This is a genomic window from Pseudoalteromonas luteoviolacea CPMOR-1, from assembly GCF_001625685.1.
Lineage (GTDB): Bacteria > Pseudomonadota > Gammaproteobacteria > Enterobacterales > Alteromonadaceae > Pseudoalteromonas > Pseudoalteromonas luteoviolacea_K.
Genome location: NZ_AUYC01000087.1, coordinates 1 through 1,800, shown reverse-complemented (window position 1 = coordinate 1,800; position 1,800 = coordinate 1). Strand labels below are relative to the sequence as shown.

Annotated in this window: 2 pseudogenes; both read right to left on the bottom strand. The window is 42.8% G+C overall.

Features of this window, described 5'->3' with window-relative positions:
• A pseudogene (locus N473_RS24690) lies at positions 1 to 864 on the bottom strand (hypothetical protein); the annotation flags it as partial.
• Positions 864 to 1,800 (bottom strand): annotated as a pseudogene (locus N473_RS26610) (hypothetical protein); the annotation flags it as partial. The pseudogenes N473_RS24690 and N473_RS26610, both read right to left, overlap by 1 nt.

The following is a 1,800-nucleotide window of genomic DNA, read 5'->3' as shown; positions in this document are numbered from 1 at the left end:
GTGTTTTTGCCCATTAATGTAATTATAAAAAGGAGGCAGCTCGTTGCGGTGCTGCGGCTCTGTAGGGTGCAACAAACCAGGCAACAATCCCCGCAAACATTGTGGTGTGCCTAAATCATTCATTATGTACACAGGTAGGTACAGGCCATCAGTCGGCGGAGCCGGTTGACTAGGGTTTGCATTGATCAGCATCGGACGAACATGGTAATCAATTGGCGAACCATTTAATGCACGATCATATAATTTTACGGTTTGCGAAATTGAGCCATTAAGTCCCATATCAAAACCGAAGTCGTATGATTCCTGCGAATACCGGCTACCAAATTCGTGGTTTTTCCTACCGCTATCTGAACCATATGCTAAAAAAATGGATAAGTCATTGGCTACAAAAGGCTTAATATCCCCGACAAAAATCGCGGTTTCTTTTGCGCCATATTGATAAGGCCCCCCCACCAAATCATCCCACCAACCTTTAAAGAAATAAAAGCCCGATTTTGATGCGATCAACGTCCAGTTAAAAAAGCGAGCGTCAGAAGCGATGTAAATCACTTTCATATAACCTGGTAACAACGCCTCAGTCCCTGTCCATGCTTTCATTGGTGTGACACCAACACATTGACGAACTGAATCATCGTCTCTTTCAGAAGTTAGTCTCGCTGTAAAGCCGCTCGCAGTGTTAGGGTCATTATTAATAATCATTTCTGATGGTGTAATGGATTGTAGCTGCCAGCCTGCCGCTGCTTTGTCTCCATACCCGTCTATCAAACACGCCTTTAAAACGTTAAAAAACTCACTGGGCTTCCCTTCTGTAAATTGGGGTGCTCCGGCATCCGTTGAGCTATATACTGAAACTGGCATAGACATTAGTAAAAACCTCTGAACGATATTGTCGAGCTATCGTGCTCTATATTTGTGTGACCAGGTGATATTGAACGAATTAGCATGGTGGGCTTACTTGATGCGTAGGTAGTAAACAAAAAAGCTTCCCCAATATTTAAACCGGACCCGAACGCGGCGCTTAATATTGTGAAATAAGGGCTGTTTACAAAAGGGTTAATCGGCTTGCAATCACTACTAATCGAGCCATTTAAAACAGCGCCCAAAGTTTCACCGTATACCGTAAACTCAGTATTTGATGTAAAAACAACAGCCCAACGCTGATTAATTGCACCCGAATTAATCATTTGGATGGGGTATTGAATGGTATTAACGGTATTTGATGCACTTGCGCCGGTATCACCAAAATTGTTTTGCCATGCACTTACTGTTCTTTCATCTGACGATCTAGCTTGAAAATTGCCTAGGCGCTGAACACTAGAAACTGTTGAGCCAGCAGGGTAACTTTTGCTTAAACTCGTTAAAAGCTGAATGTCTTGACCGTTAATACTATCAACTTGAACAAGCTCTGATTGTATTGCAGTAATGATAAACGGGGCTGTAAACGCAGATACACCAGATTTAATCGTGACAGTTCCCAACGTTCTGTCATAAGAGTAATTGTCGTCAGTGAGTGAATATAACGATTTTCCCTCGCTGTCTACAATGTCTAGCCAGTTCGCTCCTGAAATTACATTAACGGTCTGCCCGTTAGTCAATGAAGAGTGCGAGTTTCTATCTCGGTGCTGAATGCAAATCAAGTGATCTTCATGAATAATTGGAACGCTGCCGGTCGGTAACAGATTGTAATCTATGCCATTTGGGGGTGACGGGACCGTGATCTCTTCTAGTTCATCGACATCATATCGGATAGTACTTGGCAGTATATCAACCGAAAATTCGATACTAACATCACCTGTTGCT